Below are 24,380 nucleotides of genomic sequence, written 5' to 3'. Positions count from 1 at the left end.
AACCTTGTCGCCTTGATTGGCGTTGGATGTCGGCAACGTAACAATAATGCGACACTCGTCGCCTAGGCGTCGGGACGGATCCGGGACCATTTCGGTCCCACAACAGGGGAAAAACGAATGCGTAATGTACTTCTCGCCGCAACGGCGCTCGGCCTCGCCTCGTGCAGCAATTATGGAACCGAAGACCTTGCGCGCGCCGCCGGCGCTGCAGTCCTCGAAGACCTGATCGCCGATGCGGTCGGCTCGGTCACTCGTAGCGCTGCCTTCGTCGAGCGCGACGAATATCGCAACCCGGTCGAAACGCTGACCTATTTCGGTGTCCAGCCCACCGACACCGTGGTCGAGATCTGGCCGGGCGGTGGCTATTACACGCAAATCCTCTCGCCCTATCTGTCGACGGGCGGCACCTATTATGCAGTCGCTTCCGATCGTGGCCTCGGTCGCGTCCGGGCGCTCCAGGAAGAAAATGCCGCGCTATATTCCAACATCAACTATGCCGCTTTCCCGGCATCGGCCGGCGACACGATGGTGCCCAATGGCAGCGCCGACGTGGTCCTGACCTTCCGCAACGTCCATAACTGGGAGATGGGCGATGCCGACAATGGCGCGCTCGCCTTCTCGCAAATGTACGCCATGCTGAAGCCCGGCGGCACGTTGGGCGTCGTCGAGCACCGCCTGCCCGAAAGCGCGGACAGCGCGCTTGAGGAAACGTCGGGTTACATGAAGACCTCGACCGTGCGCGCGCTGGCCGAGGCCGCGGGCTTCGAGTTTGTCGGATCGAGCGAGATCAACGCCAATCCCAACGATACGGCGGATTATCCCAATGGCGTCTGGACCCTCCCCCCGACGCTGCGCCTGGGCGATGAAGATCGCGATCGCTACCTTGCCATCGGCGAGAGCGACCGTATGACGTTGAAGTTCCGCAAGCCCGCCTGACGACCCTTCAGGTCGCGTGCGGCCGGAGCGTAGTTGAGGGGGAAGAACGTCGATGCTCGAGGCATTGGCCGGGCATGATGCCGCGCGCATCGCCGTGAGACTTGGCACGGAAACGGTCGATTATGGCCGTTTCCGTCGCCATGTGCGCGCGGTCGAGCATTGGTTCGAGCAACTCGATCTTCCCAAAAATGCCGTGATCGGCATCGGTACACGGCTTGGTCGCCATAGCGACGATTTCTATTTCGACTGGCTCGTCCAGCTTGCGGCGATTTCTCGCGGCCTCGATCATATGCTGGTGTCGGACAAGGCCGCGCTGCATGCGGGCGTCAAACAGGGCGTCCTCACCCATCTGGTCGTGCCCGAGGCCATCTCGAAAGTCGCCGAACCGCTGTTGCGATTGCCGATCGCGCGGGGTGTCTTGAATGAGGATGTTGAGGGCGAACTTGCGCCTAGAAAACCTGGCACGCGCTACCTTAATACGTCGGGCACGACCGGCTTACCCAAGTTCGCGGCCTGGACCGGCGATATCCTGCGTGGACGCATCGCGCAGGTCGAAGAGAATGTCAGCGCCGACACCATCCTCTACCCCGGCTTGCAGGCGCGGGTGACCGCGGGCTTTCGCTATCCGATCGCGACCTGGCTGCAGGGCGGATCGGTCTTCCTGTCCGGACGCGACAGCGCGGGCGAGACGGCATCGATCGATATCTCGCCATCCAACCTCATCCTGTTCGCGCCCAACCAGCTTGCCACTGCGGCGCGCAAGGCACCGCAGATGCGCAATGCCGAGGAGCGCGAGATCAAGGTGTTTGGCGGTCGCGTCTCGCCCAAGCTTCGGGAGCGCGTGATCGGCAATCTCGCCCGCGCGATCACCATCCATTACGGCTCGACCGAAACCGGCACGATCGCCGCCGGCGATGCATCGCTCGTCGATCGGATGGAGGGCGCGGTCGGCAAGGTGCGCCCGGATGTCGAGCTGCAGATCGTCGATACCGAAGGCAGAGCCTGCGCTCCGGGCGACGTCGGGGTCGTGCGGATCAAGTCCCCGGTCATGACGTCTGGCTATGTCGACACCGGGAAAGTCGCGCGAGCAGCGACGGCGAAGGCCTTCAAGGATGGCTGGTTCTATCCCGGCGACCTCGCGCGGATCGACAAGGACGGCAACCTCGCGATCGAGGCGCGGGTCACCGATATTCTCAATGTTGGGGGCTGGAAAACCAATGGCCGAGCCCTCGACGATCAGCTGGAACGACTGCCGGGCGTCGAGCAGGCCTGCAGCTGCATCATCACCGTCGATGGAGAAGATCGCCTGGGGCTCGCATGGGCCGGAGAGAATGGCGGCGGCAGGCAGATTGCGGCCTTCATCAAGAAATTAGCACCAGACAATGTCTTGCGTCATGTCGTGCGCTTCGCGCATGTTCCCCATAATGAAGCGGGGAAAGTGTCCCGACCGGGAGTCGCGTCGGAGATCGAAAAGGTCATCAAGGCGCAACGGGAGCAGCGTAAACAGGGATGAATATGGATCAACTTAGTGCCACCTCGACGCTTCGTGCGAACAGCGAAACCGTTCGCCCGCGTCTTACCGATACGCTGTGCAATCCGCTCCACCGTGCCGACGCGCCCAAGGACGTGCGTATCGGCATGTTCCTTGGCGAAGGCGTCGGGCCCGAAGTGGTGCCGGTGGCGATGTCGATGCTCGAACCGCTCGGCAAGGCGTTCGGCCGCAAGGTGGAGATCGTCGAAGGCGGGCTCATCGGATTGCCGGCCAAGGCCGCGCACGGGGATTCGCTCTCGGACGAAGTTATCGCCTTCTCGCGCCAGTTGATGGCAAAGGGCGGCGCGCTCTTCTGCGGACCGGGCGGTGGTCGCTTCGTCTATGCGCTGCGCCGCGAATTCGATCTTTATTGCAAGTTCACCCCGCTCGAGCCGTTGCCCGAACTGGTCGGCGTCGGTGCGGTGCGTGCCAAGCAGCTCGCCGCAACCGACATCATCGCGGTGCGCGAGAATATGGGTGGCATCTACCAGGGCGACTGGACCGACGGGCCGGGCGATAATGGCCGGACGGTCACGCACAGCTTTGGCTATGACGAACAGCAGGTCAAGCGCATTGCAGGTGTTGCTGCGCGGCTCGCAGCGACGCGGCGCGGACAGGTGCATCTCGTCACAAAGCCGGGCGGCATTCCGACGATTTCCTCGCTCTGGAGGGACATTTGCGAGGCGGCATGCGCGCGCGAGGGCGTCTCGTTGACCGAATTCGAGATCGACAATGCGGTCTACCAATTGATCGCCAATCCGGGCCAGTTCGACGTGCTCGTCTCGCCCAACATGTTCGGCGACGTGCTCGCCGATTGCGGCTCGCTGCTGCTGGGCTCGCGCGGGCTCAGCTATTCGGGCAATTTCAACGACGATCATGGCGCGGTCTACCAGACCGGGCATGGTGCCGCGCGCGACATTGCCGGCAAGGGCATCGCCAATCCGGCAGCGCAAATCCTGTCGCTCGGCATGATGCTGCGCGAAAGCTTCGGCTGGGCCGAGGCCGATGCGCTGCTCCGCTCGGCGCTGCGCCGCACCTATGCCGATGGCATTGCGACGGCGGACGTCGCCAGCGACGGACAGGTCGCGGTCGGCACGCAGGCATTTGGCGAGGAAGTGCGCCGCCGCCTGGACATGCTGCTCGAGGCCCGGTGAGCCGCGCCTTACTGCTGATCGACGTGCAGGAAGAATTCCTGTCCCGCGAGGGGCTGGAACCGACGCGTGTTACATTCGAAGCGGCGCTTGGCGATACATTGACCAAGGCCCGGGCCGTCGGTCTTCCGGTGGTCCATGTGCGGACGCGCCTCGGTAAGATGCCGCATCGTGCGGGTCTCTCGAATGTCGAGGCGGGGCAAAACGTCCCCGAAAAGCTCGAAAGCCGGGATGGCGAGCCTGTCTTCTGGAAGGACGCTTTCGGCGGCTTCGACGCGCCGGGCCTCGAACGCCATCTTCGGGCCGAGGGCATCAGAGAGCTGGTGCTCGCGGGTCTCCATGCCCATGCCTGCATTCGCGAAACGGCGACGCAGGCCTATGCGCGTGGTTTCAAGGTCGAATTGCTTGAGAGCGCTATTGCCAGCGACGCGGCTGAGCATGGCAAGGCGGCGCTGGCATGGCTCGATGCCCGCGGCATGGCCCAGGTCGGGCACGAAGCAATAACGCCCGGTGAAACGCTCCCGCCATTGCCCCTTGAGGAGTTGCGCGACGCTCAGCGCGAGCGCGCGGACCTCAGCGAACGCCAGCGATCGCAGACGCTGAGCAATTGGCAAGAGCGCATAGAGGACTCTGGCGAAGAACTCATCGCCTCGATGGTCGAAGAGCTGCACAAGCCGGTCCGCGACGCCGAGGGTGAACTTCGATATGCGATGGCGCTGCTCGAGGCCGCAGCGCAGCAGGCGCTGACCGCGTTCGAACCCGGCAAGCCGCAACTCTTCCACGCACCGCGCGGCATCATCGCAGCGATCACGCCGTGGAATAACCCGCTGGCACTGGCGATCGGCAAGATCGCCCCCGCCCTAGCGTTCGGCAATGCAGTGCTGTGGAAGCCGGCACCGCAGGCCGCGCGCCTATCGCGAAAGCTGCATGAGACATTAGGCGACTTGACCCCGCTCGTGGCACTCGTCGAAGGCGGTGCGGATGTCGGGCGGCGCATCACGAGCGCCGAGGTAGATGCGATATCGTTTACCGGATCGGTACCTAATGGATATGGAATTATCGCCTCTGCGGCACAGGCTGCGATTCCGGTGCAAGCTGAACTCGGCGGCAGCAATGTCGCGATCGTCGGTGCTGACGCCAAGATCGAGGATGTCGCCGCCGACCTTGCCAGAGCCATATTCAGCTTTGCCGGCCAGCGCTGCACTGCCCTTCGGCGGATCCTCGTCGACAAGGCAATCGAAGATGATTTCCGTGAGGCGCTCGTTACCGCGACCGATCAGCTGGTGATCGGCGACCCAGCGGATGCGAAGACCGAAATGGGGCCGATGCTCGACGCCGCCGCGCGCCAGGCGCTAAGCGAACGGATCGCCTCGGCGCTCGCTGAGGGAGCGACACTGGTGTCGAACGATCGCGACCTGCCGGCGGGCGAGAACTGGATGGCACCGACGCTGCTGACCAATGTCCCCGATACCTCCGACCTGAAACAGGTCGAAGCGTTCGGGCCCGTGGCGATGATCGATGCCTACAGCGATTTGGACAAAGCGATCGAGCGAGCCAACGCGACGCCCTACGGCTTGCTCGCCGCGACGTTCGGTTTCGACTTGGCGACGCAAGACGAGCTCGCCGATGCGCTGCATTATGGCATGGTGAGCCACGATGCCGCGCGGCCGCCTTTCTCAGCGAACGGCCCATTCTCGGGGTGGAAAGCGAGTGGCTATGGCCCGCCCGAACATGGCCGCTGGAACCGCGATTTTTACGCTCGCGTCCAGGCGCGCTACAGCTAGGCGATGACGAAAGAAGAGGCCCGCAAGGCGCTGCTCGAACGCCGCGCCGCCTTGATCGAGGAAGACCGCCTCGACGAAGACGGGCGCAAACCCGTCACGCTTGACCAGGAAAGCGTCGGACGCCTGTCGCGCATGGACGCGATGCAGGTGCAGGCCATGGCCAAGGCACTCGAACAGCGCCGCGCCGCCGAACGCGCCCGTATCGATGCCGCGCTCAAGCGGATCGACGAGGGCGAATGGGGCTATTGCGCCGAGTGCGGCGAGGAAATCGCCGAAAAGCGCCTCGCCCACGACCCCAGCGTCACCCATTGCATCGGCTGCGCACGCTAAAAAACCGGCATCATATCGGGAACGTTATGGTGCCCTGCATCATTGATGCTCAAATGTCGGCGCGACGTAGGCGCGGGCTCGGTTACGTGGGGAGTATTGAATGTCGGAAAACAGGGGCGAGAAGGATGCGCGCATCCTCGTGATCGAGGATAGCCCGGTCGTGTCGCTGCATACGGAAGATTTGCTGCGCGACGAGGGCTATTTCGTCGTTGGGCCAGCCTATGACATGGCCGCTGCCACCGACCTTGCCACCCGCGAACAGGTCGATGCCGCGATCGTCGATCTCAATATTCGCGGCGAGAAGGCGTTTTCGGTGCTTTCCATCCTGAAAGAACGCGACATCCCCTTCATCATCACGTCGGGCTACGCCAACTGGTCGATGCCCGACGAATGGCAGACGCGCCCGCGCCTGCAAAAACCGTTCAACGACCAGCAATTGCTCGCGGGTCTCGAACGGCTCCTGACCGAGAAAGCGACTAGCTAGCCTTTCTCTGGCAACAGCCGGTGCAGCAACATGCCGGCGAACAAGGCGCCGATGAACAGCGCAACCTGCGCGAAGTTCACGCCAATCGAGGCTACCGCAGGCCCCGGGCAGAGGCCCGATAGACCCCAGCCGATCCCGAATAGCGCCGCACCACCAAGCAGCTTGCGATCGAGTTGCTGCGTACCGGGCAAATGGAAGCTGTCATCGGCATAAGGCTTTTCGAGGCGACGCTGGATCAGCCAAGCCACGGCCATGACAAGCAGCGCACCGCCCATCACGAAGGCCAGCGTCGGGTCCCAATTGCCGAACAGGTCGAGGAAGCCGCGCACGCGGAGCGGGTCCATCATGCCCGAAATGGCGAGACCAGCGCCGAAGAGGCTGCCGGCGACGAGGGTCAGGACTTGCTGCTTCATGACCAGCCTCCCCCCAGCGCGTTGACGATGGCGACGGTCACGACCCCGCTGCCGATGAAGGTTAGCGTCGCGCTGATCGAGCGGCGCGACAGGCGGCTCATGCCGCACACGCCATGCCCCGACGTACAGCCCGATCCGAGCCGTGTGCCAAAGCCAACCAGAAGGCCGCCTGCGACCATGGCCCAAGCCTGCGGCGGGAAGGTCGCTTCGATGGGGCCGTTGATCGCGGCCGCGATGAATGGGCCGATCATCAGCCCGATGAGGAAGATGATGGCGAGACCGCGCGGGGGGCCGCCTTCGCTAAGACCGGTCGCGCGCGCAGCAATGCCGCTCACGCCCGCGATACGGCCGATGCCGAGCAGCATGATCGCGGCGGCAAGCCCGATGAGCAGGCCGCCGATAAAGCCCTCGACGGGCATGGCGTCAGGAAATCCTGGGATGGTCATATGCGCCCCTAAAGCGTGTTGATCGGGATCTTAATGTAAGACACGCCATTATCCTCGGGCTCGGGCAGGCGCCCGCCGCGAATATTGACCTGGACCGACGGCATGATGAGCTCCGGCATGGCCAGCGTCTTGTCACGCGTTGTGCGCATCTCGACAAATTCGTCTTCGCTCACGCCGTCCTTCACATGGACATTCTCGTCACGCTGCTGGCCTACCGTGGTCTCCCAGGCATAATCGTCGCGTCCCGGCGCCTTGTAGTCGTGGCACAGGAAAATGCGCGTTTCACGCGGCAGCTCGAGCAGGCGGCGGATCGAGCGATAGAGGTCGCGCGCATCGCCGCCCGGAAAATCGGTCCGTGCGGTGCCGAAGTCAGGCATGAACATCGTGTCCCCGACGAAGACGGTATCGCCGATGACGTAGGCCATGTCGGCAGGCGTATGGCCGGGCACATGGAGCGCGATGGCTTCGAGATTGCCGATGCTAAAACGCTCGCCCTCTTTGAACAGATGGTCGAACTGCGAGCCGTCGCGTTCGAAGTCGGTGCCGGCGTTGAAAATCTTCCCGAACACGTCCTGGACGCGGATGATGTCCTTGCCGATCGCGAGCTTCCCGCCCAGCTGCTGCTGGAGCAACGGCGCGGCCGAGATATGGTCGGCATGGGCATGGGTTTCCATCACCCATTGCACCTCGAGGCCGTTTTCCTCGACATAATCCTTGATGAGCCCGGCCGAGCGGGTCGCGGTGCGGCCCGAGGCGGCGTCATAATCGAGAACGCTGTCGATGATCGCAGCCTTCTTGGTAGCCGCGTCATGGACGACATAGCTGATCGTGTTGGTGCCTTCGTCGAAGAAGCCGGCAATGGTCGGTCGCTTCTCCGGATTGGCGCGGGCCGCGTCGATGATCGCGCTGGCCGTATCGAGCGCTTGATCGCTCATGATGAAATCCTTCCCTCTCTCCATGCATGTGACATAATCACATCGAAAGGCCGGTCAAGTGTCTGGCCTTGCGGGATTTTTCATCACAATGATCGAGCCGGCCACAAAGTGCCGCCCACTAGGGAAGTGATTGATTTTTCGGGGACATCGGGGGGAGCATGGTGGGCGTGGCAAGGATTGAACTTGCGACCCCTACGATGTCAACATAGTGCTCTACCACTGAGCTACACGCCCATGCTGGAGGCGCCGTTTAAGGCGCTAGGCCAAGCTTGCCAACCCCCAAAATCGGAAAAATCGACTCTTAAAGACGCCCGTGCTGGTCTTCAGTCTGGAACATGCGGTCGACCTCGCTGACCAGGTCCTTCAGGTGGAAAGGCTTGGAGAGCAATTTCGCCTCGGGCGCGGTCTTGCCGGCCTGCAACGCGACGGCGGCAAATCCGGTGATGAACATGACGCGAATGTTCGGATCGATCGCGCCAGCCTTCTGCGCCAATTCGATCCCGTCCATTTCGGGCATCACGATGTCGGTGAGGAGAAGGTCGAATTTTTCCTTTTCGAGGAGCGGCAGCGCTTCGGTGCCGCAGGCCACGGACGCGACCTCGTAACCGACGCGTTCCAGCGCCCGCGCCAGATATTCGCGCATCGACGTATCGTCTTCGGCTAGCAAGATCCTCGACATGGCTTTCCTTATGGAACCAACCGTCAGATATTACCAGTAGCGAAACCCCGTTTCGGGGCAGAGTGTTGCAAAACGAGACGGACCGGTATTGCTGAGAGAACCGCCCCTTCCCGCCCCGCGCTTCCTGCCTGCCGGTTTCGGCGGTGCGGTTGTGCTGTCGGTGCCGCATTCGGGGCGTGATTGCCCGGCATGGCTGGCCAGCCGCGTGGAAGGCGGAGCGCGGGCGCTGGAACGGCTCTCGGACCCATATATGGATGACGTCGTCGCGCCGCTGATCGAATCCGGCATGGGCGCAGTGATCGCCGAGACGCCGCGCGGCGCCATCGACGTCAATCGCCCGCTCGATGCGCTCGACCCAGATGTGCATCCCGGCGCGCCGCCACCGCCGCCCGGCAGCAAGGCGGACCAAGGATTGGGCCTCGTCATCGCGCGGGGCGCCGGCGGCCGGAAACTATGGCGCGAGCCGGTCGAGGAATTGGCGCTGGCGCAGCGGATCGACAGCGCCTGGCAGCCTTATCATTCGTCACTGGCGCAACTGATCGAACGAGCACGGATACGCGCCGGCATCGCCGTGCTGCTCGATTGCCATTCGATGCCGCCACGGCGGCGGGGCTTGCCGCCCGTCGTGCTAGGCGACCGTCATGGACGCAGCGCGGCGCCGTGGGTGGCCTCGATCGCGGCCGGTGCGGCCATGTCGCTGGGTTTCGATGTCGGGCATAACCGCCCCTATGCCGGCGGCGAGATCGCGCGTGCACACGGGCGCCCCAAGGACGATGTGCATGTTCTACAGATCGAAATCGACCGCAGCCTCTATCTCGACCGTCAGCTGCGTCGCCCGGGCCCCGGATTGGGGCGCATCCAGAAACTGTTTTCTGTCATCGCGGCCGACCTCGAAAAAGCCGCGCAGGGCGAGGCCGGGCGACTGGCGGCGGAATGAAAAAAGGGCCCGCTGCGGCCTGGCAGCGAGCCCCTTTTTCATTGGCTTGGTTGAAGAAGCTTACTTCTTCTTGGCCGGCGCCTTCTTCTTTGCGGCAGGCTTTTCGGCGCCCGCGCCTTCCAGTTCCTCGACCGAAACCGGACCCTTGCCGGCCCGAACCTGGCGGGTGAAGACTTCGCGGATCTGACCCAGCGAGAAGAGATGCGCCATGACGATGGCAAGCATGCCGTTCTGGTTCATCTTGCGCAGCTTGTCGCCCGACAGATCGCGGAACTTCTCTTCGTTGATCATCTTGAAGCCGCGATAGACGTAGGGCTTCTCCATGCCGGCGGGCTGGATCGCAACTTCGCCGTCCATGAGGATGTCCATATCCTTCAGTTCCTTGACGAAGGCGGCGGTGCGCTGGGCGCCCGTTTCGAAACCTTCGCAGAACTTGAGAACGCGCTGGATGGCTTCCGAAGGCTGGTCGCCGTCGAACAGCGGCTCACCGTCCTTGAAGTCGCCGATGATGCCGGCAGTCGGATCGACGCACAGCGTGAGGTCTTCCTGGTCCTGGCGCATGCGGGCCAGCATGAAGGGATAGCGACGCAGGTAACCCGGCAGGTAGATGCTCTCGTCGATCGGCTTGCCGTCCTTGTCGAGGAAGGCGTTGGCGCCTTCGTTAAGGCCCATGAGCACGATCGGCACCATGTTGTCGCCGGCCGAGAAGACCACCGGATAGTGACGCTGCAACAGCGGGATTTCCTCGACCGTGACGGGCACGGCGTGGACGTTGGCAGCCGCAGGCATTTTGTCGAGCGGCTTGATCTTCAGATTGCCGTGCTTTTCCTTGGTGATCGGCTCGAGATCCGAATAAAGGATCGGCAGGGTGGCTTTCGGCGGATTGCTCGCCATCGTGAATACTCCTGAGAAATCTATGGTTTGGCGGTAGCGGACGGTTGCCCCAGCCGCTCCTATGAACTGGTGTGACGCATCTAATGAAGCAGGCGACTAACCGCAAGGCGCATGGACCTCGGCCCGCCGAAATTCATTTACGGTTCAAGGCACCTGTGCCAATAGCGCAACAGAAAAAGAGGTAGAACGCGATGATTTCGACAGGCGTCAGCCTGCTTCCACTGATGGCGATTGCCCAGGCAATGGGCTTCAGCGTCTCGCAGCCGGCCGGCGAGCCTGCCGTGCCGACGGTGCGGCGCGTGGTCATTCGCGACCAGTTGATCATCCGCGTCCCCGTCGCGCCCAAGCGCAGCGAACCGATTGCCTATACGATCCAGGACGGGCCGCGCTGTTTCTCTTCGCGGCGCATCGTCGGCGCGCGGCTTGCGGGCCAGCGTTCGATCGACTTCCTGCTCGAGAATAACACCCAGATGCGGGTCGAGATGGATCGCAGCTGTCCGACGCTCGATTTCTACGGCGGCTTTTACGTTCAGCCCAATGACGATCGCCTCTGTGCGCGCCGCGATGTCATTCGAACGCGCATGGGCGGAGCCTGTCGCATCGAGAGCTTCAAGCTCCTGCGTCCCGCCCCCGCGCCAGGATCGTAAGCCCCTCTCTTCTTGACCTCGTCATGTTTTGCAGGCAAGCCCCGCAGCCGGTGGGGTAGCCCGCTGCATTTGCACAATTTTCCGGATATTTTCATGGGTTTTGCCGAACTCGGCCTGTCAGACGAATTGCTCCGTGCCATCGAAGATGCCGGCTATACCGAGCCGACTCCGATCCAGAAGGGCACCATCTCGCCCGTCCTCATGGGCAAGGATTTGATCGGCATTGCCCAGACGGGCACCGGCAAGACGGCGAGCTTCGTGCTCCCCATGATCGACGTGCTCAGTCAAGGCCGCAGCCGCGCGCGCATGCCGCGCAGCCTCATCCTCGCGCCGACCCGCGAACTGGCGCAGCAAGTCTCCGAAAATTTTGAGAAATACGGGAAATATCACAACCTCTCGATGGTCCTGCTAATCGGCGGCGTGCAGATGGGCGACCAGATCAAGGCGCTAGACGGCGGCGTCGACGTGCTGATTGCGACCCCCGGCCGCCTCCTCGACCTGTTCGAGCGCGGCAAGATCCTGCTGACCGGCTGCGACCTGCTGGTCATCGACGAGGCCGACCGCATGCTCGACATGGGGTTCATCCCCGACATTGAGAGCATCTGCCAGAAGCTGCCGAAGAACCGGCAGACCCTGCTCTTCTCGGCGACCATGCCGCCGCCGATCAAGAAGCTGGCCGACCAGTTCCTGACCGATCCCAAGATGATCGAAGTGGCGCGCGCCGCCACCACCAACAAGAATATCGAGCAGCTGATCGTCCCCGTTTCGCCGCGAGCGAAGAAGGGCAAATTGAAGGATATCCTGCGCAAGGATGCCGTCGAAACCGCGATAATCTTCTGCAATCGCAAGACGACCGTGCGCGATCTGGAAGCCGATCTGCGTAAGGCAGGGTTCAAGGTCGGCCAGATCCAAGGCGATATGGACCAGGCCAACCGCATCGCCGAGCTCGATCGCTTCAAATCGGGCGAGATCAATATTCTCGTGGCGAGCGATGTCGCGGCGCGTGGCCTCGATGTCAAAGGCGTCTCGACCGTCATCAATTACGATGTGCCCTGGCATCCCGACGATTATGTCCACCGCATCGGCCGCACTGGCCGCGCCGGCGCGACCGGCACGGCGTACAGCCTCGTCACCAAGGCCGACGAAGAGCATATCGATTCCATTGAGAAGCTGACCAAGAACAAGATCCGTCGCATCGGCGAAAAGGATACGCCTTCCAAGAAGGAGGCGCCCGCCAACAAGGACGAGGACAAGCCGGCCGCCAAGAAGGCCCCGAAAAAGGCCGAGAAGCCCAAAGCTTCACCGGCCAAGGACGAGCAGCCCAAGCCCGAAAAGGCGAAGCCCAAGAAGGCGCCGGCCAAGCGCAAGACCAAGAAGGTGGACGCCGAAGCGGAAGTCGAGAATGACACGCCGCCGACGCCGAGCGTGGTGCCGACCTACGATGATGACTGGAACGGGCCGATGCCCGACTTCCTCCATCACGGCGTTAATTAAGGCCTAGATCTCGCCTTCGACCCCATTCTCCCCGGCACCGAGGCGCTCGGGGAAGCGCTCCCAATAATCATCGGCATATTCGAACAGGCAGATGCGGCCCTGGCTGGCGGCATTGCCGCCTGCGCTGGCAAGGACGCGCCCGGTGGGGCCGTCTTCGTCGCTGCCGACCAACGCTTCGCACGGGCCGCCGGTCATCGCGATCAGCAAGTCGCGACCCGCCCCGCGCAGTGGCAAGTCATGGCTTTCGGGAAGCAGGGTGAGATAGCTCGCCGCGCCATGGTGCAATTCGATGCGGTCGCCATGCTCGGCGATCCAAGTCGCGGCCACCTTCTCGGCCTCCCTGCTGGCGGGATAGGCCCGGATCGTCACCAGCGACAGGCCGACATGGGCGATGAGCAGGCCGAGCGCGAGGCTGGCGGCAGGCTTGCCCCAGCTCGCCTTGATGATTGCGCCAAGGGTCAGTGCTGATACGGCTGCGAGCCCCATGAACATGCGTGCCTTGGGGTCGATGGCGAGGCCCCATGTGAGCATGACGACGATGAAGGCCGTGGCGAGCCACAGCATGCCGAGATGGCGCTTGGTCGAAGCGGCGAGGTTGGAGCGCAACAGGACGACCGCGAACAGGGCGCTCCACAGCAACGGTGCCATGCGCGCGCCGACCATCAGGTTGAGCCAGCCGTCGATCGGCCAGAAGACCTGCACCCCCGCCTCGCGCTCCCACGCGGCGACATAGGCCGGATTGAACAAAGCCGATTGGGTGATGTCGAAATCGTCGGGCAAGGCAGCCGACGGGATGCCCGTATGGTTCATCGCGAGGAGGTAGCGATAGAGCGGATCGCCGGTGGCGGCGGCATAGACGGCCATCTCGGCCATCACGCCGATGGCGAGGCCAAGGATCGCCCAGAGTAGTACCTTGCGCTTGTCCGCGTCGAGGAAGAGCCAGCTCCAGGCCGAGATGCCGAGGAAGAGGATCGACGTATTGCGGCTGGCCAGCGCAAAGGCAGCGAGCAGACCTCCAAGCACCGCATAGCCGACCGACTGGCGTTGGAAGGCGATCGTCGCGGCCAGCAAGGCGGCCAGCTGGAAGGCGAGTTCAGTAACGTTCGGGTTGGGCGTCAGCGCGAATACGGCGACGACGGGCGTGGCGGCGAGCGCGACCAGTGCGGCAACACCGGCGCGCCAGCCGAACCAGCGTGTGCCGAGCGCAGCGATCGAGAACATGGCCAGCGCCCAGCTGAGCGCCGGGCCGACGCCGACCGCGAAACGGCTCTCGCCGAACAAAGCGATCGATGCAGCGACCGGCGCTATGACCGGCCAGCGCGACCACCAATGATCCTCGGGCAGGCACGGACCGCCATAAGCGACCCAGCAGCGCGCAGCCTCGAGATATTGTTCGTCATCGGCGCCCGCGCCGACATAGCCGACCGGATTGAGCCACACGCACAATATCGCGAACAGCCCTGCCGCCACGAAAGCGAGGGTCCGGCTGCGCGTCTCGGACGCGGGCGTAATGGTTTCCATCTTCATCACCCCCGTCTGTGCCCCAAAGATGGTAAAAGCCGCGTTAAGAAGTGGCGATTTTTCGCGCGCGATACCGCTCCAGCGCGGCATCTGCGTGGGCGTCGAAACGGCCCTCCTCGATGGCCTCGCGCATCGCCCGCATCCAGTCCTGGTAGAAATGGAGATTGTGCCCGGTCATCAGCATCGCGCCCAGAATCTCGCCCGACCGGACGAGATGGTGGACATAGGCGCGGCTGAATTCGGCGCAGGTCGGGCAGCTACACTCGGCATCGAGCGGCGCCTCGTCCTCGGCGAAGCGGGCATTGCGGATATTGAGCGGTCCGTCGCGCGTAAACGCCTGCCCGGTGCGACCCGACCGGCTAGGGAGCACGCAATCGAACATGTCGATGCCGCGACGCACCGCCTCAATCAGGTCGTCGGGCTTGCCGACGCCCATAAGGTAGCGCGGCTTGTCATGCGGCAGCATGGGCGCGGCGAAATCGAGTGTCGCGCACATCTTCTCATGCCCCTCACCCACCGCCAGGCCGCCCACGGCATAACCGTCGAAGCCGATCTCGAGCAGCGCATCGGTCGAGCGCTGGCGCAGATCCTCGTACATCGAGCCTTGCTGGATACCAAAGAGCGCGGCGCGCGCGGCATGTTCCTCGCCGCTATCGAACCCGTCGCGGCTGCGCTTGGCCCAGCGCATCGAGAGCTCCATCGACTTTTCCGCGACCTCGTGGGTGGCGGGGTATGGCGTGCATTCGTCGAAGGCCATGACGATGTCGGTGCCCAGCTTGCGCTGGATCTCCATCGAGCCCTCGGGCGTGATCATGTGGCGCGAGCCATCCAGATGGCTTTTGAACTCGACGCCCTCTTCCGACATTTTCCGCAGTTCGCCGAGGCTCATCACCTGATAGCCGCCGCTGTCGGTCAGGATCGGCTTGTCCCAGTTCATGAATTTGTGGAGGCCGCCCAATCGCTCCATCCGGTCGGCGCCGGGGCGGAGCATCAGGTGATAGGTATTGCCGAGCAGAATATCGGCACCGGTCGCGGCGACCTCGCCAGGGCGCATCGCCTTGACCGTCGCGGCAGTGCCGACAGGCATGAAGGCGGGCGTCTGGATCGTACCGCGCTGCATCGCGATCTCGCCGCGGCGCGCGGCGCCGTCGGTCGCGGAAATCTGGAATGAAAATCGGGACATGGGCGCGCCTTTAGCGGGTGCGCGCTGCCGATGCCAACCTATTCGAAGTCGTAGACGATGGTGATGCGCGTCAGCGTGTCGGTCGCCTCACCGCCTGCAGGGGGCGCGCTTTCATGCTCTACGCGATAGGCGATGCGGGCGAGCAGGTTGCCGCTTAAATCGGCCTCAATGCCAGTCTCGCTGCGATAGGTGGAGTTGCCATCCTCGATATAGGCGTCGGCATCCTGGGTCAGCGACAAGCGCTCGGAGACGTCCCAATTGAAGGTCAGCGCTGCAAGCCCCGCCAGGCGTTCGGTCGTCTCGGCGTCGACACGGTCGGTGCGCCGCCATGCCGGGCCGCCCTTGATGGCCAGATGCATGTCATCCGTATCGACGAGGCGATAGCCAAGGCCGCCCGACGCGCTGATGCGGTTGTCGATGCCCTGGAAGCGATCGCGCTCGATCCCGGCAAGGCCGTAGACGAACAGGCGGTCGGAAAGATTGTAGTTGGGCTCATATTCGAGGCCCAGTTGCTCACGGGTCGTGTCACCGTCGCTACGGCGCCAGTCGACGATGCCGGAAATGCGATGGCGCCAATCGATGCCCTCGCGCACGAGTTTGAGGCCGACCGAGACGCCGGCTTCCTCGGTCGAGCCGGTGGCATAGAAACCGCCAAGCTGGCCTCGCCCCGACCAATTGTCGAACATGCCGGCCCGGCGGAGTTCCTCCAGCTGCTCGGTCTCGCGGATCGCGACGAGTTCGGCAATTTCGGCGCGGGCCTCGCTTTCGAGCGCGGCAATCTCGTCCTCATCCTCGGGATAGGCGCTGCGGGCAAGGCCGAGCACGGTGTCGAGCGCCTTGGCATCGCCCTTCTCTGCCGCCTGCGCAATCAGCTCGCGCACGCCGTCGGGCAATGGCGCTGCCGACGCGGGCGACGCGATGGCGAGACCGGCGGCAAGGCCGGTGAGACAAAGACTGCGCATGATATTCCCCTGTTTATGCGTCGCGGTTCGGCAGCAGGAGCGATGAATCGCCATAGCTGTAGAAGCGATAGCCATGCTCGATAGCATGAGCATAGGCCTCCTGCATCCTGTCCAGACCCATGAGCGCCGAGACGAGCATGAACAAGGTGGACTTGGGCAGGTGGAAGTTGGTCATCAGGCCATCGACCGCGCGGAAGCGATAGCCGGGCGTGATGAAAATGTCGGTGTCGGCAGCGAAAGGCCGAATCGTGCCGTCGGGATCAGCCGCGCTCTCGAGCAAACGAAGCGGCGTCGTGCCGACCGCGATGAGGCGACCGCCGCCAGCGCGTACGGCGTTGAGACGGGCCGCCGTGTCCGCGTCGATCTCGCCATATTCGCTATGCATTTGGTGCGCGTCGGTGTCGTCGACCTTCACGGGCAGGAAAGTGCCGGCCCCGACATGCAGCGTCAGCGTCTCGCGGCGGATGCCGCGCGCATCAAGCGCCTCGACCAGCCGGTCGGTGAAATGGAGCGAAGCCGTCGGCGCGGCGACCGCGCCTTCTTTCTCTGCGAACATCGTCTGATAGTCGTCGGCATCCTTTTCATCCACGCCGCGCTTCGACGCGATATAGGGCGGCAGCGGCATGGTGCCGGCGCGCGACAGCAGGATTTCGACCGGCTCGTCGCCTTCGAAGTGAAGGCGGATGGATCCGTCCTTGGCGCGTTCCTTGGCGATCGCCGTGACGTCGTTTCCGAAATCGATCCGGTCATTCTCGCGCACGCGCTTGGCGTTGCGGATGAAGGCCCACCAGTCGCGCAGCCCTTCGCGCTTGTGAAGCGTTGCGCCGACCCTCGCCTCGCCGCGTCGGCCTTCGAGCTGCGCGGGGATGACCTTGGTATCGTTGAGGACGAGGCAGTCGCCGGGTTCGAGCAGGCCGGGCAGGTCGAGCACCTGCCGGTCGTCGATCACGTCGCCATGGACGTGGAGCAGGCGTGCGCTGTCACGCGGCCGCGCGGGCCTCAGCGCGATCCGGTCCTGGGGAAGCTCGAAGTCGAACGCGTCGACCCGCATCAGCCCTCTTCGTCGGGGTCGACCGCTTCGGGCGCGGCAATGGCGAGCGGCGCGGGCGGCACCGGGCCACCGATGCGCGCCGAGACGATCTTGGTCGGTTGGACCGGCGGCTCGCCCGGATTGATGCGATCGACCACATCCATGCCGGCAACCACACGGCCGACGACGGTATAATCCTCGTCGAGACGGAAGCGCGGCGAAAACATGATGTAGAACTGGCTGTTGGCGCTATTCTCTTCCTGCGCGCGGGCCATCGCGACAACGCCGCGAAGGTGCGGCAGGCGATTGAACTCGGCTTCGAGGTCGGGGAAGGTCGAGCCGCCCGTGCCGGTACCGGTGGGATCGCCGCCCTGCGCCATGAAGCCGGGGATCACGCGATGGAAGATGATACCATCATAGAAGCCGGCAGAGGCCAGCGTCTGGATGCGGTGGACATGATTGGGTGCCGCGTCGGGACGCAGCAGGATTTCGACCGTGCCGCCATTGTCGAGCGTCAGGTAGAGATGGTTGGAGGGATCGTTGGCAATCTCGGCAGGCGCGCGGTGCGTCAGCGCCGGCATTTGCGAATTGATCTTGCCTTTGTCCTGCGCAGCAAGCGGGCTGGCGGACAGCGACAAAGCGGTCGCGGCAAGGGTCAATTTGGCAAGCAATTTGAACATGATACTCTGGTCCTCCCCAACGGATAGGCTTGGCTTCCTACATGAGCGAAGCGGGTCGGAAAAGCCCCTAGTGAAAACCGGCTGAACCGCGGCTTGCTAGGCGCGTTCGCCGCCCACTTTTTCGGCAATTTCCTCGGCAACCTTGGGCGTCACGAACTTGTGGATCGGACCGCCATAGCGGGCGATTTCCTTGACCAATCGCGAGGCGATGGGCTGCAGCGAGACATCGGCCATCAGGAAAACGGTCTCGATGTCGTCGTTGATCTGCTGGTTCATGCCGGCCATCTGATATTCATATTCGAAGTCGGCGACAGCGCGCAGTCCGCGCACGATGACCGACGCATCCTGCGATGCGGCAAAATCCATCAGCAGCGCATCGAAGCTCACCACTTCGATATTCCCTGGCAGGTCGGCGACCTCGCGCTCGACCATTGCCATGCGCTCCTCGAGCGAGAACATCGGGCTTTTCGACGGGTTGGTCGTGACCCCGATGACCAGCGTGTCGACGAGCCGCGTGCCACGACGGATGATGTCGAGATGGCCCAAGGTGATGGGGTCGAAGGTGCCGGGATACACACCAATGCGCGGGCTGGTCATTAGCGGTCCCTTTCGACGGCGTAGCGGGCGATGGCGCGCATCAGGTCAGCTTCCTCGCCATGATCGTGAAGATGCTCGATCGCCTGTTCGACGAGGATGTTGGCCTGTTCGCGGGCGCGCTCCTCGCCGAGCAGCGAGACGAAGGTCGCTTTGCCGGCATCCTCGTCCTTGTGGAGCCGCTTGCCGGCTTTCTCCTCATCGCCGCCCACATCGAGCAGGTCGTCGGCGATCTGGAAGGCGAGGCCGACATTGCGGGCATAGCCACGATAGGGCGTCCGCGCGTCGGCATCCTTGCGTGCAAGGATACAGGCCGCCTCGACGCAATATTCGATCAGTGCGCCGGTCTTGAGCTGCTGGAGGCGGGTAATGTCCTCGATCCCGAGCTCGCCCATCTTTTCCGCTTCGAGATCCATGACCTGGCCACCGGCCATACCGACCGGCCCGGCAGCCTTGGCGAGTTCGGCGATGAGGTCGACGCGCACCTGCGGTTCGGGATGGGTCGCTTCGTCGGCGAGCACTACGAAGGCGAGATCGTGCAGGCTGTCGCCGGCAAGGACCGCGATCGCTTCGTCATAGGCCTTGTGCAGCGTCGGCTTGCCGCGGCGCAGATCGTCATCGTCCATGCACGGCAGATCATCGTGGATCAGCGAATAGACATGGATCGCCTCGATTGCAGCGCCGGCACGGAGCAACCGTTCCTCGGGCACATCGAAGAGCCGTCCGGCAGCGCGCACCAGCAAGGGTCGCATGCGCTTTCCGCCATCGATGGCGGCATGGCACATGGCTTCGTAGAGCGGATCGCGACTGTCGCCAGGCTTGGCGAGCAAATTCGAGAAAAAGCGGTCGATCTCGGCCGCCGTAAAGGACGCTTCGTCTTTCAGGCTGGCGACTGGCATCGGCATCGGCTCAACCGGCATCGAACGGCTCGGTGGCTTTGGGCTTGCCCTCGGCATCGAGCATGATCTTGTCGATCCGCTCGCGCGCATCGGCCAGCCGCGCCTCGCAATGCCGCTTCAGCGCCTCACCGCGCTGGAACAGGGCAATGGAGGCATCGAGGCTCTCCTCGCCTGCCTCCAGCTTGCGGACGATGGCTTCGAGTTCGCCAAGGGCCTCTTCGAAGGCCATCTCGCTCACGGGTTTTTCGCTCATGGTCGCGACAATGGCGCTTCAAATGGCTGCGATCAATGCCCTGAAAGCAGACAGCGTCAGTTCTTGAACGGATCCTTGATGCCCGGGACGATTTCGTCCGCTTCGCCTTCTTCGGCCTTGCGCTCGGCTTCGAGCGCGGCTGCGGCGTCGGCTGCAGCCTGCTCGCGCTCCTTGCGCAGCTCGTCGATCAGTGCGGCCTTGTCGTCGTCGAGATTGGCGTCGGCCGGCGCGGCTTCGGTGCCCGCAGCCTTCTGCGCCTTGGCGACCGCGGCATCCAGTTCGCGCTGGCTGGTCAGGCCGAGCGTGACCGGGTCCTTCGGCTGGATATTGGCCATGTTCCAGTGCGAACGGTCGCGGATCGAGCCGATGGTCGTGCGGGTCGTGCCGATCAGCTTGCTGATCTGGCCGTCCGAGACTTCGGGGTGATTCTTGATGATCCAGGCGATGCCGTCGGGCTTGTCCTGGCGCTTGGAGACCGGCGTGTAACGCGGACCCTTGGTGCGGGTGATCGCTTCCGGCGCCTTGTGCATCTTGAGCACATGGTCGCTGTCGGCCTGGCCCTTTTCGATTTCCTCATGGGTGAGTTCGCCGGCGCGGACGGGATCGCGGCCCGTCAGCTTTGTCGCGGACGTTTCGTCGGCGATGGCCTGCACCTCAAGGATGTGAAGGCCGCAAAATTCGGCGATCTGGGTGAAGCTCAGCGACGTATTCTCGACCAGCCAGCTGGCGGTCGCGTGCGGCATCAGGGGTTTGGGCTGTTCGGCCATTTTAGGCTCCCTTAAAAACGACAAGGGCCGCCCCTTTTCGGAGCGGCCGGAATATGTGGGAGCCGATTTACGCCTCTCGCCCGGCTTTTACAAGTCACGGGATGAGGGTGATTTTCCCGATATGCTCGCCCGCTTCCATGCGGGCATGCGCGTCGGCCGCCTCGGCAAGCGGGAATTGCCGGTCCATCACGGGTTTCAGGCGCCCGCCCTCGGCAAAGGGCCAGGCCGCGGCTCGGATTTCGTCGGCGATCATCGTCTTGAAGGCAAGATCGCGCGGACGCAGCGTGGACCCGGTCAGGGTCAGGCGCTGGCGCATGACCTTGACGATCGGCAAGCTGCCCTCGGCACCGCGTTGGAAAGCGATGGAAACGTGCCGGCCTTCGACCGCCATGCAGTCGATATTGCGTGCAATATAATCGCCGCCGACCATGTCGAGGACGATGTCGACGCCGGTGCCGTCGGTGAATTTCTTCACCTCCTCGACGAAATCCTGGTCCTTATAGTTGATGGCGAGGTCGGCCCCGATGGCGCGAGCGGCATCGCATTTCTCGTCGCTGCCGCACGTGACGATGATGGTGATGCCGAACAGCTTGCACAAAGCGATGGCCATCGTGCCGATGCCGCTGGTGCCGCCATGGACGAGCGCGACGTCGCCATCGGCGGCAAATCCGCGCTCGAACAGGTTCGACCAGACGGTGAAGAGCGTCTCCGGCATCGCCGCGGCATCTTCGAGCGGCAGCACTTCGGGGACGGGCAAGCAGGTGCCGCTCGGCGCAACGCAATATTCGGCATAGGCACCGCCCGCGACCAGCGCGCAGACGCGGGTGCCCATCAGATGCGACGCGCCCTCGCCCGCGGCGACTACCTCGCCGGCCATCTCGAGGCCGAGAATGTCGCTGGCACCTTCGGGCGGCGGATAGAGGCCTTTCCCCTGCAGCACATCGGGGCGATTGACGCCGGCGGCGGCGACCTTGACCAGCACTTCACGGCGGCCCGGTTGGGGGATCGGGCGATCGACCAGCTGGAGCTTACCGGGCTCGGGGGCAATGATCGCCTTCATCGTATCGGCCACGGTCAATTCCTCACTTCATACTGGACGAGTCGCCTTATTGACTTGGGGCAATGGCGGGTCAACGCTGAGGCCATGGATGACGAAGATGATTTTAAGCCGGGCGACCCGATCGTGGAATTGGGGCGCGAGGATCTGGATCCGCTGAGCGTCGATGAGCTGGATGCCCGCGTCGCACGGCTGAATGCCGAGATCGAGCGTGTCGAGGCCCATAAAAAGTCCAAGACGGGCCACATGTCGGCCGCTGATGCGTTGTTCAAGAAGAGCTGAGCCGGAGCTGCGGCGAGCGACCTTGAAGGATGGGGGCATGATCCCGACATTGTTGGGGTAAGGAGACTGAATTTATGCCAAGTTTTGCCCGCGAACTCGAACAGACGCTGCATAATGCGCTGGGCGAAGCGAGCAAGCGTCGCCACGAATATGCGACGCTCGAACATTTGCTGATCGCGCTCATCGACGACGAACATGCCGCCCAGGTCATGACGGCCTGCGGTGTCGATCGCGAAGAATTGAAGGCGACGGTCAAGCAGTATCTCGACGCCGAACTCGGCGCCCTGGTGAGCGACAGCGCCACCGACCCCAATCCGACGAGCGGATTCCAGCGCGTGGTCCAGCGCGCGATCTTGCATGTCCAGAGCTCGGGCCGCGATGAAGTGACCGGCGCCAACCTGCTCGTCGCGCTCTTCTCCGAGCGCGAAAGCTATGCCGTCTATTTCCTGCAGCAGCAGGATATGAGCCGCCTCGATGCGGTGACCTTCATCTCGCACGGCGTCGGCAAGGGCGACACCAGCATGTCGGGCGACGACGATGATGGGGACGAAGGCGCTAGCCAGACCGAGAGCAAGCCCGAGGCCAACAAGAAGGAAAGCGCGCTCCAGCAGTTCACCGTCGACCTCAACCAAAAGGCCAAGGACGGCAAGATCGATCCGCTGATCGGGCGTGGTCCGGAAGTCGACCGCACGGTGCAGATCCTGTGCCGCCGCTCGAAGAACAACCCGCTCTATGTGGGCGATCCGGGCGTCGGCAAGACGGCGATCGCCGAGGGTCTAGCGCGCAAGATCGTCGAGGGCGATGTCCCCGACGTGTTGAGCGAAGCGATCATCTATGCGCTCGACATGGGCGCGCTGCTGGCGGGTACCCGCTATCGCGGCGATTTCGAGGAACGCCTCAAGTCGGTCGTGACCGAGCTCGAGAAGATGCCGCACGCAATCCTCTTCATCGACGAAATCCACACTGTCATCGGTGCGGGCGCGACGAGCGGCGGGGCAATGGATGCTTCGAACTTGCTCAAGCCGGCGCTGTCGAGCGGCGCGATCCGTTGCATCGGCTCGACCACCTACAAGGAATTCCGCAACCATTTCGAGAAGGATCGCGCGCTGCTGCGCCGTTTCCAGAAGATCGACGTCAACGAACCGACGGTCGACGAGACGATCCAGATCCTGATGGGCCTGCGGAGCAATTTCGAAGAGCATCACAAGGTCCGCTACCTGCCCGACGCCATCAAGAGCGCGGTCGAGCTGTCGGATCGCTACATCAACGACCGCAAGCTGCCCGACAAGGCGATCGACGTAGTCGACGAGGTGGGCGCGATGCAAATGCTCAAGCCGCCCAGCAAGCGCAAGAAGACGATCAGCGTCGCGGATATCGAAGCCGTGGTCGCGACAATGGCCCGCATCCCGCCGAAGAGCGTGTCGAGTGACGACAAGCGCGTCCTTGAAAATCTTGAAACCGACCTCAAGCGCGTCGTGTTCGGGCAGGATCTCGCCATCGAGAAGCTGGCCAGCGCGATCAAGCTCTCTCGTGCTGGCCTGCGCGATCCGGACAAGCCCATCGGCAACTATCTCTTCAGCGGCCCCACCGGCGTCGGCAAGACCGAGGTCGCGCGCCAGCTGTCGAGCATCATGGGCATCCCGCTGCAGCGCTTCGACATGTCCGAATATATGGAGCGCCATGCGGTCAGCCGCCTGATCGGTGCACCTCCGGGCTATGTCGGCTACGACCAGGGCGGTCTGCTGACCGATGCGGTCGACCAGAACCCGCATAGCGTGCTTCTGCTAGACGAAATCGAGAAGGCGCATCCGGACCTGTTCAACATCCTGCTGCAGGTCATGGATAACGGGACGCTGACCGACCATCACGGCAAGACAGTCGATTTCCGCAACACCATCCTCATTATGACCACCAATGCGGGCGCAGCCGACATGGCGCGCGAAAGCATCGGTTTCGGCAACGTCACGCGCGAAGATGCGCAAGACGATGCGGTCAAGAAGATGTTCACGCCGGAATTCCGAAACCGCCTGGATGCGGTCGTGCCGTTCGGATACCTGCCGCCGGCCGTCGTCAAGCGCGTGGTCGACAAGTTCATCCTCCAGCTCGAAATGCAGCTGGAAGACCGCAATGTCGCGATCGAGCTGGATGACGAAGCGCGCGAATGGCTCGTCGATAAGGGCTATGACAAGCTCTACGGCGCCCGCCCGATGGCTCGCCTCATTCAGGAGAAGATCAAGCAGCCGCTCGCGGAGCAGCTCCTGTTCGGCGATCTGGTCGATGGCGGCGAGGTGAAGGTCCACATGAAGGACGGCCAGCCCGCCTTCGAGATCGTTCCCGCCCCGCCGAAAAAGAAGAAGGCGCCGGCCAAGAAGAAGCCGGCCGCCAAGAAACCTGCGGCAAAGAAGGCAACGCCTAAGAAGAAGGCAGCGCCCAAGAAGAAGGCCGCGGACAAGAAAGCGGACTAAGGAAGGACCACCTCCTTCACAAAAGC

Annotated in this window: 26 protein-coding genes and 1 tRNA gene; 11 read left to right on the top strand and 16 right to left on the bottom strand. The window is 63.4% G+C overall.

The genetic code is table 11. The features are described from left to right. The first annotated feature begins 117 nt into the window (after positions 1 to 117). From NDO55_RS01115 to NDO55_RS01090, 6 genes are all read left to right on the top strand, one after another. The gene (locus tag NDO55_RS01115; RefSeq protein WP_252111602.1) at positions 118 to 936 is read left to right on the top strand and encodes a class I SAM-dependent methyltransferase; all 819 of its coding nucleotides are present in this window, start codon (positions 118 to 120) and stop codon (positions 934 to 936) included. A gap of 52 nt (positions 937 to 988) precedes the next feature. Beyond that, positions 989 to 2,449, top strand: a complete 1,461-nt coding sequence (locus NDO55_RS01110; RefSeq protein WP_252111600.1) for an AMP-binding protein — start codon at positions 989 to 991, stop codon at positions 2,447 to 2,449. A gap of 2 nt (positions 2,450 to 2,451) precedes the next feature. After that, complete coding sequence (locus NDO55_RS01105; protein ID WP_252111598.1) at positions 2,452 to 3,621, top strand: isocitrate/isopropylmalate family dehydrogenase; 1,170 nt, start codon at positions 2,452 to 2,454, stop codon at positions 3,619 to 3,621. Beyond that, positions 3,618 to 5,402: an aldehyde dehydrogenase family protein gene (locus NDO55_RS01100; protein WP_252111596.1), complete on the top strand. Its 1,785-nt coding sequence runs from the start codon at positions 3,618 to 3,620 to the stop codon at positions 5,400 to 5,402. Before NDO55_RS01105 ends, NDO55_RS01100 begins: the two co-directional genes overlap by 4 nt. A gap of 3 nt (positions 5,403 to 5,405) precedes the next feature. After that, a complete protein-coding gene (locus NDO55_RS01095) occupies positions 5,406 to 5,732 on the top strand; it encodes a TraR/DksA family transcriptional regulator (RefSeq protein ID WP_252111594.1) in 327 nt (108 codons plus the stop codon). A 100-nt stretch (positions 5,733 to 5,832) separates the two neighbouring features. Then, positions 5,833 to 6,216, top strand: coding sequence for a response regulator (locus NDO55_RS01090; RefSeq protein WP_252111592.1), 384 nt, complete (start codon positions 5,833 to 5,835; stop codon positions 6,214 to 6,216). Here NDO55_RS01090 and NDO55_RS01085 read toward each other — a convergent pair. From NDO55_RS01085 to cpdR, 5 genes are all read right to left on the bottom strand, one after another. Continuing rightward, positions 6,213 to 6,629, bottom strand: a complete 417-nt coding sequence (locus NDO55_RS01085) for a DUF6691 family protein (RefSeq protein ID WP_252111590.1) — start codon at positions 6,627 to 6,629, stop codon at positions 6,213 to 6,215. The genes NDO55_RS01090 and NDO55_RS01085 overlap by 4 nt on opposite strands. Next, positions 6,626 to 7,075 (bottom strand): YeeE/YedE family protein, encoded by a 450-nt coding sequence (locus NDO55_RS01080; RefSeq protein ID WP_252111588.1) that lies wholly within the window; start codon positions 7,073 to 7,075, stop codon positions 6,626 to 6,628. Before NDO55_RS01080 ends, NDO55_RS01085 begins: the two co-directional genes overlap by 4 nt. 8 nt (positions 7,076 to 7,083) lie before the next feature. Next, on the bottom strand, positions 7,084 to 8,010 hold the full coding sequence (locus NDO55_RS01075; RefSeq protein ID WP_252111586.1) for an MBL fold metallo-hydrolase: 927 nt from the start codon (positions 8,008 to 8,010) through the stop codon (positions 7,084 to 7,086). Positions 8,011 to 8,169: 159 nt separating this feature from the next. Further along, a tRNA-Val gene (locus tag NDO55_RS01070) sits at positions 8,170 to 8,244 on the bottom strand. 67 nt (positions 8,245 to 8,311) lie between these two features. Further along, the gene (cpdR, locus tag NDO55_RS01065; protein WP_252111584.1) at positions 8,312 to 8,689 is read right to left on the bottom strand and encodes a cell cycle two-component system response regulator CpdR; all 378 of its coding nucleotides are present in this window, start codon (positions 8,687 to 8,689) and stop codon (positions 8,312 to 8,314) included. Positions 8,690 to 8,777: 88 nt separating this feature from the next. Here cpdR and NDO55_RS01060 point away from each other — a divergent pair, with 88 nt between their 5' ends. Continuing rightward, entirely contained in the window at positions 8,778 to 9,626 is an 849-nt protein-coding gene (locus tag NDO55_RS01060; protein ID WP_252111581.1) for an N-formylglutamate amidohydrolase, read from the top strand. A gap of 60 nt (positions 9,627 to 9,686) precedes the next feature. Here the strand turns inward: NDO55_RS01060 and NDO55_RS01055 are convergent, their stop codons facing one another. Further along, the gene (locus NDO55_RS01055) at positions 9,687 to 10,520 is read right to left on the bottom strand and encodes a SapC family protein (protein WP_252111579.1); all 834 of its coding nucleotides are present in this window, start codon (positions 10,518 to 10,520) and stop codon (positions 9,687 to 9,689) included. Positions 10,521 to 10,711: 191 nt separating this feature from the next. Here NDO55_RS01055 and NDO55_RS01050 point away from each other — a divergent pair, with 191 nt between their 5' ends. Then, positions 10,712 to 11,167 carry a hypothetical protein gene (locus tag NDO55_RS01050; protein ID WP_252111577.1) on the top strand — a complete coding sequence of 152 codons (456 nt, stop codon included), beginning with the start codon at positions 10,712 to 10,714 and terminating at the stop codon, positions 11,165 to 11,167. 93 nt (positions 11,168 to 11,260) lie between these two features. Beyond that, positions 11,261 to 12,661: a DEAD/DEAH box helicase gene (locus NDO55_RS01045; RefSeq protein ID WP_252111575.1), complete on the top strand. Its 1,401-nt coding sequence runs from the start codon at positions 11,261 to 11,263 to the stop codon at positions 12,659 to 12,661. A 3-nt stretch (positions 12,662 to 12,664) separates the two neighbouring features. Here NDO55_RS01045 and NDO55_RS01040 read toward each other — a convergent pair whose 3' ends face one another. The 10 genes from NDO55_RS01040 to NDO55_RS00995 all read right to left on the bottom strand — a co-directional run bounded on the left by NDO55_RS01040 (position 12,665) and on the right by NDO55_RS00995 (position 21,610). Continuing rightward, complete coding sequence (locus NDO55_RS01040) at positions 12,665 to 14,182, bottom strand: glycosyltransferase family 39 protein (protein ID WP_252111573.1); 1,518 nt, start codon at positions 14,180 to 14,182, stop codon at positions 12,665 to 12,667. A gap of 43 nt (positions 14,183 to 14,225) precedes the next feature. Then, positions 14,226 to 15,365, bottom strand: a complete 1,140-nt coding sequence (gene tgt, locus NDO55_RS01035; protein ID WP_252111571.1) for a tRNA guanosine(34) transglycosylase Tgt — start codon at positions 15,363 to 15,365, stop codon at positions 14,226 to 14,228. 38 nt (positions 15,366 to 15,403) lie between these two features. Next, positions 15,404 to 16,327: a DUF481 domain-containing protein gene (locus NDO55_RS01030; protein WP_252111569.1), complete on the bottom strand. Its 924-nt coding sequence runs from the start codon at positions 16,325 to 16,327 to the stop codon at positions 15,404 to 15,406. Positions 16,328 to 16,340: 13 nt separating this feature from the next. Beyond that, on the bottom strand, positions 16,341 to 17,378 hold the full coding sequence (gene queA, locus NDO55_RS01025; protein WP_252111567.1) for a tRNA preQ1(34) S-adenosylmethionine ribosyltransferase-isomerase QueA: 1,038 nt from the start codon (positions 17,376 to 17,378) through the stop codon (positions 16,341 to 16,343). Continuing rightward, positions 17,378 to 18,037, bottom strand: a complete 660-nt coding sequence (locus NDO55_RS01020; protein ID WP_252111565.1) for a peptidylprolyl isomerase — start codon at positions 18,035 to 18,037, stop codon at positions 17,378 to 17,380. The genes queA and NDO55_RS01020 overlap by 1 nt, the downstream gene beginning before the upstream one ends. 96 nt (positions 18,038 to 18,133) lie before the next feature. Next, a complete protein-coding gene (coaD, locus tag NDO55_RS01015) occupies positions 18,134 to 18,634 on the bottom strand; it encodes a pantetheine-phosphate adenylyltransferase (RefSeq protein WP_252111563.1) in 501 nt (166 codons plus the stop codon). Then, on the bottom strand, positions 18,634 to 19,551 hold the full coding sequence (locus NDO55_RS01010) for a polyprenyl synthetase family protein (protein WP_252111561.1): 918 nt from the start codon (positions 19,549 to 19,551) through the stop codon (positions 18,634 to 18,636). The genes coaD and NDO55_RS01010 overlap by 1 nt, the downstream gene beginning before the upstream one ends. Continuing rightward, positions 19,541 to 19,783 (bottom strand): exodeoxyribonuclease VII small subunit, encoded by a 243-nt coding sequence (locus NDO55_RS01005; protein ID WP_252111559.1) that lies wholly within the window; start codon positions 19,781 to 19,783, stop codon positions 19,541 to 19,543. The genes NDO55_RS01010 and NDO55_RS01005 overlap by 11 nt, the downstream gene beginning before the upstream one ends. Positions 19,784 to 19,839: 56 nt before the next feature. Beyond that, complete coding sequence (locus NDO55_RS01000; protein WP_252111557.1) at positions 19,840 to 20,550, bottom strand: DUF1013 domain-containing protein; 711 nt, start codon at positions 20,548 to 20,550, stop codon at positions 19,840 to 19,842. A 94-nt stretch (positions 20,551 to 20,644) separates the two neighbouring features. After that, positions 20,645 to 21,610: an NAD(P)H-quinone oxidoreductase gene (locus tag NDO55_RS00995; protein ID WP_252115490.1), complete on the bottom strand. Its 966-nt coding sequence runs from the start codon at positions 21,608 to 21,610 to the stop codon at positions 20,645 to 20,647. Between the two features lie 84 nt (positions 21,611 to 21,694). Here NDO55_RS00995 and NDO55_RS00990 point away from each other — a divergent pair, with 84 nt between their 5' ends. Next, a complete protein-coding gene (locus tag NDO55_RS00990; RefSeq protein ID WP_252111555.1) occupies positions 21,695 to 21,889 on the top strand; it encodes a DUF1192 domain-containing protein in 195 nt (64 codons plus the stop codon). Between the two features lie 74 nt (positions 21,890 to 21,963). Then, positions 21,964 to 24,354, top strand: coding sequence for an ATP-dependent Clp protease ATP-binding subunit ClpA (gene clpA / locus NDO55_RS00985; protein WP_252111553.1), 2,391 nt, complete (start codon positions 21,964 to 21,966; stop codon positions 24,352 to 24,354). Positions 24,355 to 24,380: the final 26 nt, after the last annotated feature.

This window comes from Sphingomicrobium sediminis, assembly GCF_023805295.1.
Classification (GTDB): Bacteria; Pseudomonadota; Alphaproteobacteria; order Sphingomonadales; family Sphingomonadaceae; genus Sphingomicrobium; species Sphingomicrobium sediminis.
This window is presented reverse-complemented; position numbering and strand designations above follow the sequence as displayed.

Coding starts and splice junctions, on each gene's coding strand:
- NDO55_RS01115 (WP_252111602.1), top strand. CDS start 118: ATGCGTAATGTACTTCTCGCCGCAACGGCGCTCGGCCTCGCCTCGTGC.
- NDO55_RS01110 (WP_252111600.1), top strand. CDS start 989: ATGCTCGAGGCATTGGCCGGGCATGATGCCGCGCGCATCGCCGTGAGA.
- NDO55_RS01105 (WP_252111598.1), top strand. CDS start 2,452: ATGGATCAACTTAGTGCCACCTCGACGCTTCGTGCGAACAGCGAAACC.
- NDO55_RS01095 (WP_252111594.1), top strand. CDS start 5,406: ATGACGAAAGAAGAGGCCCGCAAGGCGCTGCTCGAACGCCGCGCCGCC.
- NDO55_RS01090 (WP_252111592.1), top strand. CDS start 5,833: ATGTCGGAAAACAGGGGCGAGAAGGATGCGCGCATCCTCGTGATCGAG.
- NDO55_RS01085 (WP_252111590.1), bottom strand. CDS start 6,629: ATGAAGCAGCAAGTCCTGACCCTCGTCGCCGGCAGCCTCTTCGGCGCT.
- NDO55_RS01080 (WP_252111588.1), bottom strand. CDS start 7,075: ATGACCATCCCAGGATTTCCTGACGCCATGCCCGTCGAGGGCTTTATC.
- NDO55_RS01075 (WP_252111586.1), bottom strand. CDS start 8,010: ATGAGCGATCAAGCGCTCGATACGGCCAGCGCGATCATCGACGCGGCC.
- cpdR (WP_252111584.1), bottom strand. CDS start 8,689: ATGTCGAGGATCTTGCTAGCCGAAGACGATACGTCGATGCGCGAATAT.
- NDO55_RS01055 (WP_252111579.1), bottom strand. CDS start 10,520: ATGGCGAGCAATCCGCCGAAAGCCACCCTGCCGATCCTTTATTCGGAT.
- NDO55_RS01050 (WP_252111577.1), top strand. CDS start 10,712: ATGATTTCGACAGGCGTCAGCCTGCTTCCACTGATGGCGATTGCCCAG.
- NDO55_RS01045 (WP_252111575.1), top strand. CDS start 11,261: ATGGGTTTTGCCGAACTCGGCCTGTCAGACGAATTGCTCCGTGCCATC.
- NDO55_RS01040 (WP_252111573.1), bottom strand. CDS start 14,182: ATGGAAACCATTACGCCCGCGTCCGAGACGCGCAGCCGGACCCTCGCT.
- tgt (WP_252111571.1), bottom strand. CDS start 15,365: ATGTCCCGATTTTCATTCCAGATTTCCGCGACCGACGGCGCCGCGCGC.
- NDO55_RS01030 (WP_252111569.1), bottom strand. CDS start 16,327: ATGCGCAGTCTTTGTCTCACCGGCCTTGCCGCCGGTCTCGCCATCGCG.
- queA (WP_252111567.1), bottom strand. CDS start 17,378: ATGCGGGTCGACGCGTTCGACTTCGAGCTTCCCCAGGACCGGATCGCG.
- NDO55_RS01020 (WP_252111565.1), bottom strand. CDS start 18,037: ATGTTCAAATTGCTTGCCAAATTGACCCTTGCCGCGACCGCTTTGTCG.
- coaD (WP_252111563.1), bottom strand. CDS start 18,634: ATGACCAGCCCGCGCATTGGTGTGTATCCCGGCACCTTCGACCCCATC.
- NDO55_RS01010 (WP_252111561.1), bottom strand. CDS start 19,551: ATGCCGGTTGAGCCGATGCCGATGCCAGTCGCCAGCCTGAAAGACGAA.
- NDO55_RS01005 (WP_252111559.1), bottom strand. CDS start 19,783: ATGAGCGAAAAACCCGTGAGCGAGATGGCCTTCGAAGAGGCCCTTGGC.
- NDO55_RS01000 (WP_252111557.1), bottom strand. CDS start 20,550: ATGGCCGAACAGCCCAAACCCCTGATGCCGCACGCGACCGCCAGCTGG.
- NDO55_RS00995 (WP_252115490.1), bottom strand. CDS start 21,610: ATGAAGGCGATCATTGCCCCCGAGCCCGGTAAGCTCCAGCTGGTCGAT.
- NDO55_RS00990 (WP_252111555.1), top strand. CDS start 21,695: ATGGATGACGAAGATGATTTTAAGCCGGGCGACCCGATCGTGGAATTG.
- clpA (WP_252111553.1), top strand. CDS start 21,964: ATGCCAAGTTTTGCCCGCGAACTCGAACAGACGCTGCATAATGCGCTG.